General features: G+C 74.0%; 14 protein-coding genes. 10 read left to right on the forward strand and 4 right to left on the reverse strand.

Annotated elements, in window-relative coordinates; all coding sequences use genetic code 11:
- Positions 1–291: 291 nt before the first annotated feature.
- Together WMI84_RS11150 and WMI84_RS11155 are read right to left on the reverse strand one after the other, a co-directional pair.
- On the reverse strand, positions 292–1,287 hold the full coding sequence (locus WMI84_RS11150; protein WP_347353129.1) for an ATP-binding protein: 996 nt from the start codon (positions 1,285–1,287) through the stop codon (positions 292–294).
- Between the two features lie 406 nt (positions 1,288–1,693).
- Positions 1,694–4,510, reverse strand: a complete 2,817-nt coding sequence (locus WMI84_RS11155) for an AAA family ATPase (protein ID WP_347353131.1) — start codon at positions 4,508–4,510, stop codon at positions 1,694–1,696.
- 137 nt (positions 4,511–4,647) lie between these two features.
- Between WMI84_RS11155 and WMI84_RS11160 the strand changes: the two genes are divergently transcribed.
- From WMI84_RS11160 to WMI84_RS11170, 3 genes are read left to right on the forward strand one after another with little or no spacing between them, the layout of a single operon-like run.
- Positions 4,648–4,995: a hypothetical protein gene (locus tag WMI84_RS11160; RefSeq protein WP_347353133.1), complete on the forward strand. Its 348-nt coding sequence runs from the start codon at positions 4,648–4,650 to the stop codon at positions 4,993–4,995.
- On the forward strand, positions 4,992–5,588 hold the full coding sequence (locus WMI84_RS11165; RefSeq protein ID WP_347353135.1) for a YceI family protein: 597 nt from the start codon (positions 4,992–4,994) through the stop codon (positions 5,586–5,588). Before WMI84_RS11160 ends, WMI84_RS11165 begins: the two co-directional genes overlap by 4 nt.
- Positions 5,575–6,825, forward strand: a complete 1,251-nt coding sequence (locus WMI84_RS11170) for an amidohydrolase family protein (protein WP_347353137.1) — start codon at positions 5,575–5,577, stop codon at positions 6,823–6,825. Before WMI84_RS11165 ends, WMI84_RS11170 begins: the two co-directional genes overlap by 14 nt.
- Positions 6,826–7,184: 359 nt before the next feature.
- Here WMI84_RS11170 and WMI84_RS11175 read toward each other — a convergent pair whose 3' ends face one another.
- A complete protein-coding gene (locus WMI84_RS11175) occupies positions 7,185–8,264 on the reverse strand; it encodes an MBL fold metallo-hydrolase (RefSeq protein ID WP_347353138.1) in 1,080 nt (359 codons plus the stop codon).
- Between the two features lie 167 nt (positions 8,265–8,431).
- Between WMI84_RS11175 and WMI84_RS11180 the strand changes: the two genes are divergently transcribed.
- The 6 genes from WMI84_RS11180 (at position 8,432) to WMI84_RS11205 (ending at position 13,631) form a co-directional block, all read left to right on the forward strand.
- A complete protein-coding gene (locus WMI84_RS11180) occupies positions 8,432–9,166 on the forward strand; it encodes a succinate dehydrogenase (protein ID WP_347353140.1) in 735 nt (244 codons plus the stop codon).
- Entirely contained in the window at positions 9,163–11,115 is a 1,953-nt protein-coding gene (locus tag WMI84_RS11185; protein WP_347353142.1) for a fumarate reductase/succinate dehydrogenase flavoprotein subunit, read from the forward strand. Before WMI84_RS11180 ends, WMI84_RS11185 begins: the two co-directional genes overlap by 4 nt.
- A complete protein-coding gene (locus WMI84_RS11190; protein WP_347353144.1) occupies positions 11,112–11,852 on the forward strand; it encodes a succinate dehydrogenase/fumarate reductase iron-sulfur subunit in 741 nt (246 codons plus the stop codon). Before WMI84_RS11185 ends, WMI84_RS11190 begins: the two co-directional genes overlap by 4 nt.
- 130 nt (positions 11,853–11,982) lie before the next feature.
- Positions 11,983–12,504 (forward strand): histidine kinase, encoded by a 522-nt coding sequence (locus WMI84_RS11195; RefSeq protein WP_347353145.1) that lies wholly within the window; start codon positions 11,983–11,985, stop codon positions 12,502–12,504.
- Between the two features lie 54 nt (positions 12,505–12,558).
- On the forward strand, positions 12,559–13,413 hold the full coding sequence (locus tag WMI84_RS11200) for a DUF4097 family beta strand repeat-containing protein (protein WP_347353147.1): 855 nt from the start codon (positions 12,559–12,561) through the stop codon (positions 13,411–13,413).
- On the forward strand, positions 13,410–13,631 hold the full coding sequence (locus WMI84_RS11205; protein ID WP_347353148.1) for a hypothetical protein: 222 nt from the start codon (positions 13,410–13,412) through the stop codon (positions 13,629–13,631). The genes WMI84_RS11200 and WMI84_RS11205 overlap by 4 nt, the downstream gene beginning before the upstream one ends.
- Here WMI84_RS11205 and WMI84_RS11210 read toward each other — a convergent pair.
- Positions 13,579–14,196, reverse strand: a complete 618-nt coding sequence (locus WMI84_RS11210) for a TetR/AcrR family transcriptional regulator (RefSeq protein ID WP_347353150.1) — start codon at positions 14,194–14,196, stop codon at positions 13,579–13,581. The genes WMI84_RS11205 and WMI84_RS11210 overlap by 53 nt on opposite strands.
- A gap of 123 nt (positions 14,197–14,319) precedes the next feature.
- Here WMI84_RS11210 and WMI84_RS11215 point away from each other — a divergent pair, with 123 nt between their 5' ends.
- Positions 14,320–15,942, forward strand: a complete 1,623-nt coding sequence (locus WMI84_RS11215) for an MFS transporter (protein WP_347353152.1) — start codon at positions 14,320–14,322, stop codon at positions 15,940–15,942.
- Positions 15,943–15,948: the final 6 nt, after the last annotated feature.

Genomic DNA, 15,948 nt, shown 5'->3' on the forward strand with positions numbered 1-15,948 from the left:
AAGGGGACGTGCAGCCGGTGCATGACCGAGCGCAGCGGAGCGGCGTCGAAGGCGTTGGCGGCGTGCAGCGCGGCGAGCCGCTCGCGGCTCATGTCCACTGTCGCGCCTCTTCCCGCCGCTCCGGGCCGCCCACGCGGAGCGTGGGACCCGCCTCGCTGGCGCTCGGTCGGGTCCTCGCGTCGGTCGGCGCTCATGTCCACTGTCGCGCCTCTTCCCGCCGCTCCGGGCCGCCCACGCGAGCGTGGGACCCGCCTCGCTGGCGCTCGGTCGGGTCCTCGCGTCGGTCGGCGCTCATGTCCCGGCCCGCTGACCGTCTCGCGAGGCGGCGGCCCACTCGGCGAGCGTCTTGAGACGGTAGACCTTCCTGGGTCGACCGGGCCCGGTCCGGGGCGCGTCCGCGAAGACAGCCAGACCGGCCTCCGCGAGGTCCCCAAGGACCTGCAGGGCGCGCGGGCGGGTCCATCCCATGCGCTCGAGCAGGGCCTCGTCGGAGGCACTGACCGGACCCATCGTGCGCATCTCGGCGGCGAGCATCGAGGCGGGCCGGCCCAGCCGTGCCAGGGTCGTGTCCCACTCCCGGCGCGCGGCGTCGAAGACTTCGTCCTGCGCCGGGGCCTCCCAGTCCACCTGTCGGGCGAGCTCGATCAGCTCCCGTGGCGTGCCCCCGTGCCCGGCCACGACGGCCAGCCGGTCTCGGGTGACCTCCGGCAGCCGGAGCTCGAGCAGGGCGGTCGCCTCGGCGCGGGTCAGCCCATCGAGGGCCAGGATCGTCTCGAAGAAGGCGTTGGCCGGCGGCGTGAGCAGGGTGGTCGACTCGGACGGGGTGGCGGTCACCACCCAGGTCGTGCGCGTCTCCCAGAGCTCGTCGCGCAGCACGCCGAAGAGGATGTTGCCGGGGCGCGCTGCGACGTCGTCGAGCAGCACGACGATGGGCCGCTCGCGCTGCAGGGTCGCCAGCCGGGCGAGGGCCGCCGTGACGTCCGCGGCCGGCCTGGCATGGTCCGAATCGGCACGGCCGGGACCGGCACTGTCGGCCTCGTACGGTTCGGAGTTGGCGCAGGCCTGCACGACGCGCAGGAGGATCTGGTGGGCGTCGTCCTGCCCGGCCGCGCGCACGTAGACCCACCGTGGCCGCGTCGGGTCGTCCCCGCGGTGGCGGTACTCGAGCGCCCGCAGCAGGCTGGTGCGGCCGGCTCCGTGCTCCCCCACGACGAGGACGTTGAGCGACCGGTCGACGGCTCGCTCGAGGTCGGCAGTGATCTTCTCGCGCGCGACGAGCAGCGCCATGTCGCCTGCCGACGGCAGTAGTGGCCGCGAGGACAACGATTGGCGTCTCGAGGTCAGGGCTCGGCTGGCGCGCATGCCCCATTGAACGCCTGACATTACTTACTGTCAATATTGTAGACAAGGCGCGGCTCTCGTCGTCCGTGCCAGGCGCAGGGGAGGTATGTCGTTGAGCCGGCTCAGCGGCATACGCTTGGGTTCGCTTGTGGCCCAGTTGTTTTGGCTCCGTGCCGCGTGTGCAGCCGGCTGACGAGTCTGCGGACCGCGATGCCCCAGACCCATGCGCCGACGTCGCCGGACCCGCGGTACTGCCCCGCGCTGCGCCAGACGGCCACGAACGTGTCCTGCAGGACGTCGGCCTCAGGGTCGTTGCATCCTTTCCCGACATTGCGACCCGAGCCCGGTCGACTCAGGTCTCGTGATCGCGCAGCCAGAGGGCGAGCTGGGTCCGGTTCGTCAGGTCGAGCTTGGTGAGAGTACTCCGGACGTGGGACTCCACGGTGCGCACGGACAGGAAGAGCCGGTCGGCGATCTGTCGGTTGGTCATCGCCTGTCCGGCGAGCCGGGCCACCTCGTACTCCCGTTCGGACAGGCCTCCCGGCCGCGCCGTCGCTCGGGACAGGGCGCGGTCGGCGGCGTCGGCGAGGGCAGACGCTCGGGCCAGCGGGCCGGGCATGTCGAGCCGCCGCAGCTCGTCGGCTGCCTCCCGCGCCAGTCGACGCGCCTGCTCCGGGTCGTCGCCGGCCAGGGCGTCGGCCCCCCCGAGGCGGCCGAGGGCGGCATACGGTCTGGCGCCGAGTCGGTCGTCCACGGCGACACCTCGCCGGAAGTGTTCGGCCGCCAGGGGATTGTCACCGAAGGTGTGTGCGAGCCGCCCGAGCTGGTACTCGTTGGAGCCCGCGGCGAACGGCGAGCCGCCACCGTCGCCACCGCACCACTGCGAGGTGGACAGCAGCAGGTGATAGCACTCTGTGGCGACCTCCGTGTCGTCGAGCAGGACGGCGGCTAGACCGATCTGGCCGACCGTGCCGGCCCACCGCGGCCCGAGCGGCATCCGGCGTGGAACGCCGCGCAGCGCCACGAACTCGGCCCTTGCCTCGGCAAGGTCACCCCGCAGAACCAGGCTCACCGGGACACTCGCTCGCACCAAGGGGAGCGGTGGGGCGTGCTCGAGCGCCTCGAGCGTGTCCGGCAGAAGCTCCGAGGGGTCGCCGCGCAGCAGCCCGAGCTGGACGTGGAAGGCGTAGTGCAGGCCGACCATCGAGATGTCGCCCACCCGGTCGGCCAGGCTCCGAGCCTGCCGAGCGAGGTCGCGCGCCTGATCGAAGTGGCCGGTCAGGATCCCCGACGCGGAGCGGAGCCGGAGGGCGTGCCAGCGGGCGATGGGGGAGGAGCGACGGTCGGCGACCCGCTCCACGTCGGCGATCGCCTGCTGGACGCCGAGCAGGTCGCCGCGCTGGAAGGCAAGGTCCGCCTGCCACAGATATCCCCAGAGAGCGCCCATCGTGGTGCTCGAAGACCCGCCGAGCTCGACGGCGCGAGCTGCGAGCCGGGTGCGCTGGTCGATCGACTGGGGATAGCTGAGGACGAAGTGGAGGGCCGCGACGGTCTCGAGCTCGGCCTGCCTGTCGGTGCAGGCCCGCGCGGCAGCAACGGCCTGGCCCGCGAGGTCGGCAGGCGTCTGCCCACCGCTGACCGACGTGGTGTGGTCCGGGGACGACGCGGCGGTCTCAGCGGCCGCGACGGCGCACAAGGCCAGGAGCCGGGCCCGGCGGCTCTGCTCGGCCGGTGGCAGCACGGCCAGGGCGCGGCGGCACAGTCCCTCGGCGATCTGCGCGATGTCCAGGGACCCGATGCCCTGGGGGACCAGCGCGAAGTCGGCCATCAGGTCGGGGCGACGGGCGGCCTCGGCGAGCTCGAGCCCTGCCGTACAGGAGTCGAGGGCCTGTACGAGCATCCCGGCCGCCCATTCGAACCGGGCGACGACGAGCAGCCGTGCGGCCAGTTCCTCCTGCGTGGCGTTCAGGGTGCGGGCCGACTCCAGGGCGAGGCGAGCCAGCTCGAGACCGCGGACCGGGGCGAAGGGTTGGGCAGCGGCCGCTCGGGCGGCGAGGTCGCGGCAGCGCGCTGCCGCCTCCGGCCCTTCGACACGGGACCAGTGGATCGCGGCGGGCCCCAGCATCATCGGGTCCCCGGTGCGTTCGAGCGCGGCAGCGGCACCGGCATCGGCTCGCGCGCGTTCTGCCGGGCCGAGGTCGGCGATGATGGCATCGCGGACGAGGGCGTGGTTGAAGGCGAGTCCCGTGGTGCCGAAGTGCAGGATGCCGGACAGGACCGCGCGGGCGAGATGCTCGCTCACCTCCTCGACCGGATGTCCGAGCGCGTCGGCGAGCAGCCGGGGCGCGAGCCGCTCGCCCATGACGGCCGCGGTGGCCACCGTGTGGCGAGCCGGTTCGGGCAGCTTGCGGTATGGCGCCACGAGCACGGCCCGCCAGGTGGGCCGGCCAGTGAGGGCGGCGCAGACGTCTGCGTCCGGATGCGGCAGCTCCGAGACCAGCGTCCGGATGTAGTAGGGGTTGCCCCCGGTCCGGCGGACCAGGTCCTCGGCGTGCGGGGCCCAGTCGCGGGTCCACGGCTCCTGCGCGAGCCACGAGGCGACGGCGGAGGCGCTCAGCCCCGAGAGCGGGAGGTGCACCGTGTTGCTGGCCCGCAGCAGATCCGGCAGCACCATCAGCAGCGGTGCCGGGGCGAGGCCCTCCTGCCGGGCGGTGCCAATGAGAAGGATGGGCAGCGACGTGATCTCGGGCAGCAGGCGGTGCAGCAGGTCCAACGTCAGCGGGTCGGCCCAGTGCAGGTCCTCAATCGCCACCGCCAGCCCTGCGTCGGAGGCGCGCCTGGCGAGTGCGTCGGTGACCGCCTCGGCGAGCCGCCACCGCACCCCGTCGTCTGCGTCCACGCCCTGGATGGAGGCCAGTGCCTCGCCCAGACCGTCGACGTCGCGGGCCACCCGCCACCAGGGCCACAGCGCCGGGGCGGCCGGGTCGTCCATGCACCAGCCATGTGCGCAGGCCATCCCCAAGGCTGCCGCTTGCTCTGCCGCGGCCCGGGCGAGCCGGCTCTTGCCGATCCCCGCCTCGCCGGTTAGCAGGACGAGCCGGCCTGTGCCGGCTGCCGCCTCACCGCAGGCGACGGCAAGGCGGGCCAGCTCGGCGTCTCGACCGGGCACCGACACCACGAGACCAGTATCCCGGGAGCCGGCTCCGTAGAGGAGTCAGTAGTAGCACTGAGGCGGTCGTTGTCCGCCCAGTCGCATGATCGGCCCAGCCGCCCACCGTCGTGGGCCCGTGACGACAGGAGTCCGCCGTGTACGTACAGCTCGTGTGGTTCGACGGTCCTCGCAGCGAGCAGGCCGTCGAGGCCTCGCGTCGGGCCGGCCGCGAGCGGCTGAAGCCGCTGGTCGAGGCGCACCCGGACCTGCGCACCGGCCTGCTCGGCGGCGTGCGGGCGGTCGGGTCGGACGGCGCCGAGTGCGTCGTCGTCCTCGCCCGAGACGCAGCGGCTCTCGACACCTTGGAGCACCTCGTCATGTCCTCCGAGCTGCTCCCGGGGGAGGACCCGGCGTTGCTGACCGGCCCGGACCGGGTGGGCAGGTACGTTGCCTCCGATGTCTTCGGTCGGCTCGCCGACCTCACGACGGGTGCGCAGCGATGAGCACCCTTCCGCGCGCTCGGGACGCGGAGTCGGTGCGCAGACCCGACCTCTCCGGCCGATGGGCGATGCTCAGCGACGCCAGCCTGGCCCGCTTCCACGTTCGCGACAAGCTCGTCTCCACCGTCCACGGCACGTTACCGATCGAGGACGGAGTCGTCGTGGTCTCCGCCGACGGGGAGGTCACCGAGGCATGGGTCAGGCTGTCGGCCGCCGGGATCGCAACCGGGAACGCGCATCGCGACAGAGACGTGCGCGGGCCACGGTTCCTCGACGCGGAGGGCTGCCCAACGCTCGTGGTGACCGTCGTGACGAGCCGCGAGACACCGACCGGATGGGAGGCGGACGCCGTGGTCCTCGCGCGTGGGACCCGGGCGCCTGTCGGCCTCACGGTCGTGCTCGCCGACGAGCCCCAGCCCCGGCCGGATGGCCCGATCCGGGTTCGGGTGGCGGGTCGGCTGGACCGGCGCCCGCTCGGGATGAAGGTCCCGACGTTCGTCGTCGGGCGGTTCCTCGACCTCGAAGCCGAGCTGCGTTTCGCCAGAGTCGTGCCGGGTGACAATGCCGGCGGGGTGACTCGCGATGACGCGCCCTGACTATGGCCGCTCCGTCCAGCCCCGGGCTGACGTGCGACGCGACAACGCGGGGCTCGAGCGGCCGCGCAGGCTCGCACTGCGCGGGGCCCGCCTCTTCGACGGTCACCGGACCTGGGTCGGCCGCGGCCCGGGCGTCCTGGTCGAGGGAGAGCGAATCGTGGCGGTGTTCGACGGCGACCCGCCGCGGGACGCGGACCTGGTCGACCTCGCCGGCGCGACCCTGCTGCCTGGCCTGGTCGACGCCCACGTCCACCTGGCCTTCGACGCCTCGCCCGACCCAGTGGCCGCCCTGACAGGTCGAGACGACGACGACGCCCGCGCCGCGATGGTCAAGGCGGCGCGCGTCGCGCTGCGCGGCGGTGTGACCACCGTCCGTGACCTGGGCGACCGGGGCTACCTGTCTCTGGATCTGCGCGGCAGGGCGGACCTGCCGACGATCGTGGCGGCGGGACCACCGATCACGACTCCGCTCGGGCACTGCCACTTCCTCGGCGGTCAGGTCGCCGACAGCGCAGACGCCGTCCGAGCCGCGGTGCGCGAGCACGCAGACCGCGGCTGCGACCTCGTCAAGGTCATGTCCAGCGGCGGGGCCATGACGCCGGGCACGCGCATGGAGGAGGCACAGTTCGCCCGTGCCGTCCTCGTGGCAGCCGTCCACGAGGCCCACCGGCTGGGCCTGCCGGTGACCGCGCACGCCCATGGCAGCGCTGCGATCGAGGACTGCCTGGCTGCCGGGGTGGACGGGATGGAACATGTCAGCTTCTGGGCTGCGGACGGGGTGGACGACCGGGCCGACCTGCGCCAGGCCATCGCCGACGCCGGCATCGCGGTGGGCGCGACAGTCGGCATGCTGTCGCCGCCCCTGGGCGTGACACCTCCCCCGGAGGTTCTGGCTCGCCTGCCGAGGATGTTCGCCAACCTCCGAGACCTGATCGAGCGCGGCGCCGTCGTTGTCGCCGGCACCGACGCCGGGATCGCACCCGTCAAACCGCACGACGTCCTCCGCACCGCCACCGCCCAGCTGGGTGAGCTCGGCCTGCCCCCGCTGGACGCGCTGCGAACCGTCACCTCGATCGCCGCGCGGGTAGTGGGCCTCGGCCACCGGAAGGGGCGGCTCGCCCCCGGCTTCGACGCCGACGTGCTCGTCGTCGACGGCGACCCGCTGTCCGACCCGAACGCGATCCACCGCGTCCGGGCTGTGTACGCCCGGGGACAGGCGGTCGCCATGACGGTCTGACTTGCCGCTGTGTCATCGACCGGTGCCAGGCCCACCCGTCCCCGGAAGTCATGTCGCCGTTCATGTCGCAGTCGGCTCAGCTCCTGAGCACGAGCGCCGAATGGCTGCGCGACATGACCCGCGACCAGGGCGGAGACCAGGGCTGCGCGACATGACACGCGACCAGGGCGCAGACCCAGGGCTGCGCGACATGAGACGCGACCAGAGCGCAGACCAGGGCTGCGCGACATGACCCGCGACCAGGGCGGAGACCAGGGCTGCGCGACATGACACGCGACCTGACTCGCGACCAGGGCTGCGATGTGACGGCAGGGCAGGGTCGCGGAGCCGCCCAGCCCTCCGTGACCGGCCGCCGCGCCTCAGTCGCGGTCCTCCGGCGCCGCCGCAGCCCGCCACCACGGGTCGTGGTAGCGGCCGGCCGCCGCCGCCGGGTCGTCAACGGCGAGATCGACACGCTCACCCACCCGAGGAGCGAGCAGCGGGACCCCCGCCTCGGCGGCGGCCCGCACCGCGCGCCGGATCGGCTCGCTCCACCAGTGCAAGGCCAGGTTGAACGTGCCCCAGTGCACCGGAAGCATCACCGACGCCGGCTCGCCGCGCGTCACCACGCGGTGCACCCCGACCGCCTGCTCGGGGTCGACGTGGATCTCGGGCCAGTAGTCGCTGTAGGCCCCGACCGGGACGATCGTGAGGTCGACCGGGCCGAGGTCGCGCCCGATCTGCTCGAAGCAGCGCGACGGCCCGGTGTCGCCGGCGAACCACACCGACCGGTGCGCGCCGCGCAGCAGCCACCCGGCCCACAGGGTCGCGTTGCGCACGAGCCCGCGCCCGGAGAAGTGGCGGGCCGGCGTACAGACGAGGCGTATGCCGCCGAGCTCGGTCTCCTCGTGCCAGTCCAGTGCGGTGACCCGCTCCTCGGGCACCCCCCACATGCGCAGGTGCACGTCCACCCCGATCGGCACGACATAGTGCGGGGCGTGGCTCCGCTCGAGCTGGGCGATCGTCGGCTCGTCGAGGTGGTCGTAGTGGTCGTGCGAGATGAGCACCGCATCGAGCTGCGGCAGGTCGGCGACGGCACACGGTGCCGGGTGCAGCCGTCGTGGGCCGGTGATCAGTGACGGTGACACACGGTCACCGAAGACGGGGTCGAGCAGGAACCGGCGCCCCTCGAGCTCCACGAGCGTGGACGCATGCCCGAGCCAGGTCACCGCCAGCTGCCCGGGCACGGCAGGGAGCTCGGGTCGCACCACCGGCACCGGGAAGCGGGGGCGCCCACGTCCGTGCGATCGGATCGCGGCGACGACCGGGTTGCCCAGTCCCTCGAGACGGGTGTCGACTCCGTCGATGGTGTGCGTCGGCTCGAGCGAGACGAAGGCGCCGTCGCGGAAGTTCGCGGAGCCGGCCGCGCGGGCCCGGAGGGCGGCGGCCGGGGCCCCCATGCGTCGCAGGATCGGGCCGGCCATCAGCGGCGCGGGTCGGGGTCGAGAGGACTGCGCATGGGACCATCTTCGCCGACGGGCCCGCTGCGGCCGAACCTGGTGGCCCCCACCCGAGTCGGGGTGCCGCGCCTGCCGCCCCACGCTAGGGTGGCGCCTGGAGGTCGCCGATGCAGTCCACTCCACCGGTCGCGGCGGCCGAGCGGGCCGCCCTCCGAACGAGGACCGGGGCGCCGTCGTGGGCGCTCAAGGTCGTCATGGCCGTCTCCGGCCTGACCTGGCTCGCCTTCGTGCTGGTCCATCTCGTCGGCAACCTCAAGGTCTACACCGGCGCGTCCCACTTCGACGCGTATGCTGCCTGGCTGCGCGAGGTGCTCGTGCCGCTCGCCCCGCACGGCGCTGTGCTCTGGGCGCTCCGCGTCGTCCTAGTGGTCCTGCTCGTGGCGCACGTGTGGGCGGCCGCGCTCCTGACCGCCCGGGCCCGCGCCGCGCGCGGCCCGCACCGCGCGCGGCTGCACTCGTGGCGCTCGTTCGTGGCCCGCACCATGCCGGTCACCGGCCTGGTAGTGCTCGGCTTCCTCGTGCTGCACGTCCTGGACCTCACCCTCGGGGTACGGCCGGTCGCACCGTCCGGCTTCCGGGCGGAGACATCCGGCACCTTCTTCGCCCACGAGAACCTCGTGGCGAGCCTGTCCCGGCCGTGGGCCGCCGCGGTCTACACGGTCACGATGGTGCTGCTCGCCGGGCACGTCCTGCACGGGACCCTCGTCGCCGTCCAGGACCTCGGTGGCGTCGGCCGCAGCGTGCGGGCGGTGGCGACGTGGGCCGGCGCGGTCCTCGCCGTGGCGATCCTGCTCGGCAACGCCGTCATCCCGGTGGCCATCCTGCTCGGGGTGGTGTCGTGAGCGACGGGCCCCGGACCAGCCTGGACGGACGGGTGCCCGACGGCGACCTCGCCACCGCGTGGGCGCGCCGCCGGGCGGCATACCGGCTGGTCGCCCCGGCGGCCCGGCGCCGGTTCACGGTCGCGGTCGTGGGCACCGGTCTCGCGGGCGCGGGAGCCGCGGCGGCGCTCGGCGAGCTGGGCTACGCCGTGGAGGCGTTCACCTACCACGACGCACCCCGGCGGGCCCACAGCGTCGCCGCCCAGGGCGGGATCAACGCGGCGCGCCCCGGGCGGGTCGACGGTGACTCGGTGGCGCGCTTCGTGGCCGACACGGTCCGCGGCGGCGACTTCCGGGCGCGCGAGGCCGACGTCTTCCGGCTGGCCGAGGAGTCGGCGCGGGTCATCGACCACCTCAACGCGATCGGCGCGCCCTTCGCCCGGGAGTACGGCGGCAGCCTGACCACCCGATCGTTCGGCGGCGTGCAGGTGTCGCGGACCTACTACACGCGCGGCCAGACCGGCCAGCAGCTGCAGGTCGCGAGCTCCCAGGCGCTGCTGCGGCAGGTGCGGGCGGGGTCGGTGCGGCTGCACACCCGCACCGAGATGCTCGACCTGCTCGTCGCCGACGGCCGGTGCCAGGGGCTGGTCGTGCGCGACCTCGTCTCCGGGCAGATCCGCGTCCATCCCGCCCACGCGGTGGTGCTGGCATCGGGCGGCTACGGCAGCATCTTCTTCCACTCGACCCTGGCCCTCGCCTCGAACGCGTCCGCCGCCTGGCGGGCGCACCGCAGCGGGGCGCTGCTGGCGTATCCCTCGTTCGTCCAGTTCCACCCCACGGCACTGCCGGTCGGCGACCCGCTGCAGGCCAAGACGACCTTGATGAGCGAGTCGCTGCGCAACGACGGCCGGGTCTGGGTGCCGGCCCGAGCCGGCGACGAGCGGCCGCCCGGCCAGATCCCCGAGACGGAGCGCGACTACTACCTCGAGCGGATGTACCCCGCCTACGGCAACCTCAGCCCGCGCGACGTCTCGTCCCGGGCGGCCACGGCCCGGATCCGAGCCGGCCACGGCGTCGGGCCGCTGCGCAACAGCGTCTACCTCGACTTCGCCGATGCGCTCGCCACCGTGGGCCGGGCGGTGCTGGCCCAGCGGTACGGCAACCTGTTCGAGCTGTACCGGCGGGCCACCGGGGAGGACCCGTACGAGGTGCCGATGCGGATCGCCCCGGCAGCCCACTTCACCATGGGCGGGCTGTGGAGCGACTACGACCTGATGACCTCGCTGCCGGGCCTGTTCGTCGCGGGCGAGGCGGGCTGGGCCTACCACGGCGCCAACCGGCTCGGCGCCAACTCGCTGCTGTCGGCCTGCGTCGACGGGTGGTTCACGATCCCGTCGGCGCTGCCGAACTACCTTGCGCCCCTGCTCGGCTCGGCTCTGCCGGGCCCCGACGGCCGGGTCGTCGAGGCGGCCCTTGCGCGTGCGTCCGGCCGCGTGGCCGCGCTGCTCGCGGTGGGCGGCACTCGTGGGCCGGCGCACTTCCACCGGGCCCTCGGCGAGATCCTCTACGAGGGCTGCGGGGTCACCCGGGACGCGGCCGGCCTGCGCCGGGCGACCGAGCAGGTGCGCTCCCTGCGGGCCCAGTTCTGGGCGGACCTGCGGGTGACCGGCAGCGGCGCGACGCTCAACCAGGTGCTCGAGAAGGCCGGCCGGGTCGCGGACTTCCTCGAGCTGGCCGAGCTGATGTGCGTGGATGCCCTCGACCGGGACGAGTCGTGCGGGGCGCACTTCCGCGCCGAGCACCAGGCGGCGGGCGAGGCCCGGCGGGACGACGAGAGGTGGGCCTTCTGCTCGGCCTGGCAGACCACCGCCGAGCGGCCCGGCGCGGACCCGGGCGCGCTGGAGTTCACCCGCCACGACGAGCCGTTGCGGTTCGCGGCGGTACCCCTCGTGACCCGGAGCTATGCATGAGACTGACCGTGCAAGTATGGCGTCAGGCGGGCCCGGCCGAGCCGGGGCGCTTCGAGCAGCACGAGCTCGCCGCGCTGAGCCCACAGCTGAGCATCCTCGACCTGCTCGACCGGCTCAACGAGAGCCTCGTCGACGCCGGCCGGGAGCCGGTCGCCGTCGAGTCCGACTGCCGGGAGGGAGTGTGCGGTGCCTGCGGCGTCACCGTGGACGGACGCCCCCACGGTCCGCAGGGCGGCCTGCCCACCTGCCTGCAGGGGCTCGCGAGCTTCGCCGACGGGGCGACGGTCTCCATCGAGCCGCTGCGCTCGGCCGCGTTCCCCGTCGTGCGCGACCTCGTCGTGGACCGGTCGGCGCTCGACCGGCTCATCCAGGCCGGGGGACACGTCGCCGTCGATGCCGGCACGGCCGCCGACGCCAACGCCCTGCCCGTACCCACCGACGTCGCCGAGCAGGCCCTCGACTTCGCGGCCTGTATCGGCTGCGGAGCCTGCGTGGCGGCGTGCCCCAACGGGGCGGCGCACCTGTTCGCCGGGGCCAAGCTGCTGCACCTCGCCGACCTGCCGAACCCGGCGCAGGAACGCTCCCGGCGGGCGCTGGAGATGACGGCCCAGCTGGAGGCGGACTTCGGCCCGTGCTCGCTCTACGGCGAGTGCGCCCAGGTATGCCCGGCCGGCATCCCGCTGCGTGCGGTGGCGGCGGTGCCGCGGGAGCGGCTGCGCAGTCGCTTCCGCCGCTGACGCACGGTCCGGACCGTCGCCGCGTCGGCACCGCGTCAGCACCGGCTCAGCGCCAGCGTCATCGAGGTGCGTCATCATGACGTCGATACGGCCTTGACGTGACACCAACTATGACATCATCATGGTGCACATGGACATCACCGAGTATCTCGAGAGTCTGCGCAAGGACCTCGTCCGCGCGGCCCAGGCCATGGGCCCCGAGCTCGAGCAGGCCGCCGAGCGGCTGTCGTTCGCGCTCGACTCGTCGGCACGCCTCGCGCTCATGGACGCCCTGTCCCACGCGGCGGCAGAGATCACCAACGAGCTCGACGGCACCTCCGTCGAGGTCCGTCTGCAGGGCCGCGAGCCGGTGTTCGTCGTCGTCCGGAGCGCCCCGGCCGCAGCCGCACCGACCGGCGACGACCTCGGCGACGACGACGGCGAGACCGTGCGGATCACCCTGCGGCTCCCCGAGTCGCTCAAGGGCCGGGCCGAGGAGCTCGCCGCGGGCCGGGGGCAGTCGCTGAACACCTGGCTCGTGGCCGCCGTACGGGCCGCGACGACCCCCGGCCTGACGATCAACGTCGGGCCGTTCGGGGCGAACGTCCCGCTCCCGCCCGGCCGGCCCGGCCGGGTCACCACGAACAAGCGCGTCCAGGGCTGGGTCCGCTGACCGCGGCCGGCACCCGACCCACCAGATCCACGGCACCGACACGAGGAGACTCCCGTGCAGTACACCTTCCAAACCCCCGGCCCGATCCGGCTGCGCGTCGAGCTGGTCGCCGGCGACGTCACCGTCCGGGCGGCCGAGACCGACACGACCATGGTGGAGCTGAGTCCGCGGGGCCCGGCCGGCGAGGAGCTCGCCGAACGGTTCACCGTCGAGCAGCGCGGCGACGAGGTCGTCGTACTCGCCCCGAAGATGCGGGACGCGATCTTCTCCATCGGCAAGGGCTCGGTCGACGTGGCGGTGACCCTGCCGGCCGCGAGCGTTCTCGACGCGAAGACCGGCTCCGGCGACGTCGAGACGGCCGGGGTCCTGGGCCGCGCCCGCGCGGCCACCGGGTCGGGTGACGTCACCCTCGACGAGATCGCCGGGGGCGAGTTGCGGTCCGGCTCCGGCGACCTCAGCGCCCGGGCCGTCCGCGGCGACCTGACCCTCAAGACCGGGTCGGGCGACGTCTCCATCGACGCGGCGAGCGCCCGGGTCGACCTCGTCACCGGGTCCGGTGACGTCACGATCCGCCGGGCGCAGGGCCCGGTCCGGGCCAAGACCGGCTCGGGCGAGCTCGTCGTCCTCGCCGCCGGCGCCGACCTCGACCTGATGACCGGTACGGGCGACATCCGGCTCGTCGCCCTGAGCGCAGGAGAGGTCCGGGCCAAGACCGGCAGCGGCGACGTCGTCGTCGGCATCACGAACGGGGTCGCGACCTACCTCGACCTGATGACCGTCACCGGGGACGTCGACGTCGACCTCGACGAGACGACCGGCCCCGAGGGCGCCGAGTCCACCGCGTCGCTGCACGTCCAGTCCGGCAGCGGTGACATCCACGTCAAGAGAGCAGAGGCGAGCCTGTCATGACCATCCTGACCCAGCACGAAGCCCTGGCCCGCCAGGTCATCCTCGAGCGGACCGCGCGCCGCCACCGGGAGCGTCCCCTCCGCCGGCACGTCCGGGCCGCGCTGCTGCTGCGCCGCCTGGCCGAGCGGCTCGACCCGGTGACGGTGCCGGGCACCGCGGCCCGGGTCACTCGTGACCGGGGCTGGACCCAGGCCCGGCCGGCCGCAGCGCGGCACTGACGAACCCGACCGTCGCGGCGGTCACCTCCGGTAGCGGCGCCCCGTGCTCGACGAGCATGGCGGCGCCGCTCAGCGTCCCGGAGGCCAGCCCCGCCAGGACCCGGGCGTCCGCGCCCGGGAGCTGGGCGGCATACCGGCCGACGATCTCGACCAGCGGCGCGGCGAGGGCGTCGTGCAGCTCGCGCAACCGCGCCACCCCCTTGGCCGGGATGCCCGTCATGCCCATGGTCCGGCCGGGGCTGTGCCCCTGTGCGGCGAGCTCGAGGGTGGTGCCGACGTATGCCACCAGCCGGGCCCCCGGGTCGTCGCCCGCCTCCGCGAGGGCTGCGTCGACCCGCTCCTGGGCCAGCGCGAACAGGTCCTCGACGGCCGCCCCGATCAGGGCCCCGGTCGTCGGGTAGTACTGGTAGACGCTCGAGCGGGCCAGACCTGTCGCCTTGGCCACCGCGGCCGGTGTCACGCCGGTGGGTCCCTCGCGCATGAGCAGCTCGCGCGCGTTGGTCACCACCTCGCGCCGACGCATCTCGCGGTGCTCGGCGACCGTCGGCGCCTCGATCCTCGGCACGGCCCTCACCTCCTGCTGGTCAGTCTACGTTGTCGACACCTGTGTCGGTAACTTGTCGACGACAGTGTCGGCATGTTACCGTCACTGCTGTCGATAAGACTGCGAGAACGTCAAGGAGACCCGATGTCGGCAGTCCCCCCCCCCGCCGTTGCGACGGGATCGACCCGAGCCACCGGCGGGCGCCGCTGGCTGGCGCTCGGCGCCATCGCCCTGGCGGTCTCGCTCGTCATCATGGACGCGACGATCGCCAACGTCGCGCTGCCCGTCGTCATCGAGGACATCCACCTGACCGCGACAGAGGCGCAGTGGATGAACGCGATCTACGCGCTCGTGTTTGCCGGGCTGATCCTCACCTCGGGCCGGCTCGGTGACCTCTACGGGCGGCGCCGGCTGCTGCTGCTCGGGTTGGCCCTGTTCGGCGTGGCCTCGCTCTTCGCCGGGTCCGCCGACAGCGGCACGGCGCTCATCGCGGCCCGGTTCGCGCAGGGGCTCGGCGCGGCGGCGATCTTCCCCTCGACCCTCTCGACCATCAACGCAATGTTCACCGGGCGGGACCGCGGTATCGCCTTCGCCGTGTACGGCGCGATGATCGGCGGGATGGCCGCCCTCGGCCCGCTCGTCGGCGGCTGGCTCGCCACCGACGTGAGCTGGCGCTGGGCCTTCTGGCTGAACCTGCCCTTCGTCGTCGTCGCCGGCGTGGGCACCCTGCTGCTGGTCCCCGAGACCCGGGACGTGCTGGCCCGGCGGGGACTCGACCCGGTCGGAGTGGCGCTGGCGTCGGTCGGCATGGCCGCGGTCGTCTTCGGCCTGATCGAGTCCTCGACCTACGGCTGGGTCCGGCAGGATGACGGCGCGCTGTCCCCGGTGATCGTCACGCTCGTCGCCGGGGCCCTGCTGATCGGGGTCTTCGTCCTCGTCGAGCAGGCCCGGGCCCGGGCCGGGCGGGTGGTCCTGGTCGACCTTGGGCTGTTCCGGCTGCGCACCCTGCGCTACGGCGCCATCGCCGCGCTCGTCGTGGCGCTCGGCGAGTTCGGCCTGCTGTTCGCGCTGCCGTTGCTGCTGCAGGGCGCGATGGGCTACGACGCGCTGGGCACCGGCTGGCTCATGGTGGCGCTCGCCGGCGGCACGTTCGCCACGAGCGGGCTCACGCCGCGGCTGACCGAACGGCTCGGCCAGCGCACCGTCGTGCGGGCCGGCCTGTTCCTCGAGGCGGTCGCCGTGGGCGGGCTCGCGCTCGTGCTGCCCGCCGGCAGCGCGGTCATCGCCGGGCTGCTGTTCGTCTACGGCACCGGGGTCGGGCTCGCCACGGCCCAGCTGACCAGCGTCATGCTGAGCGAGGTGCCGATCGCCCAGTCCGGCGAGGCGTCCGGTCTGCAGTCGACGGTGCGCCAGCTCGGTTCGGCGCTGGGCGTCGCGCTGCTCGGCGGCCTGCTGATCGGCAACCTCGGCTCCGGGCTGGCCGACTCCCTGTCCGGCACCTCGATGCCGGCCGCCCAGCAGGCTCAGGTGGTGCGCGTCGTCAAGCAGTCCGCCGGCGCCGCGATCCCGGCGCTCGAGCACCAGCCGGGTCTGGCCGCCGCGGCGGCGCCGGCCCGGGAGGCGATGGTCTCGGCCGCCAAGGAGACGACGGGGCTCGCCGCCGGCGTGCTCGCGCTCGGCCTGCTCGCCACCCTCGCGCTGCCCGCGGAGCGCCGCGACGAGGAGGCCGACGCGCCCGAGCCGGTCACCGCGGACCGGCGCGGCTGAGCCGGC

Origin of the sequence: Intrasporangium sp. (assembly GCF_039812505.1) — a bacterium.
GTDB lineage: Bacteria > Actinomycetota > Actinomycetes > Actinomycetales > Dermatophilaceae > Intrasporangium_A.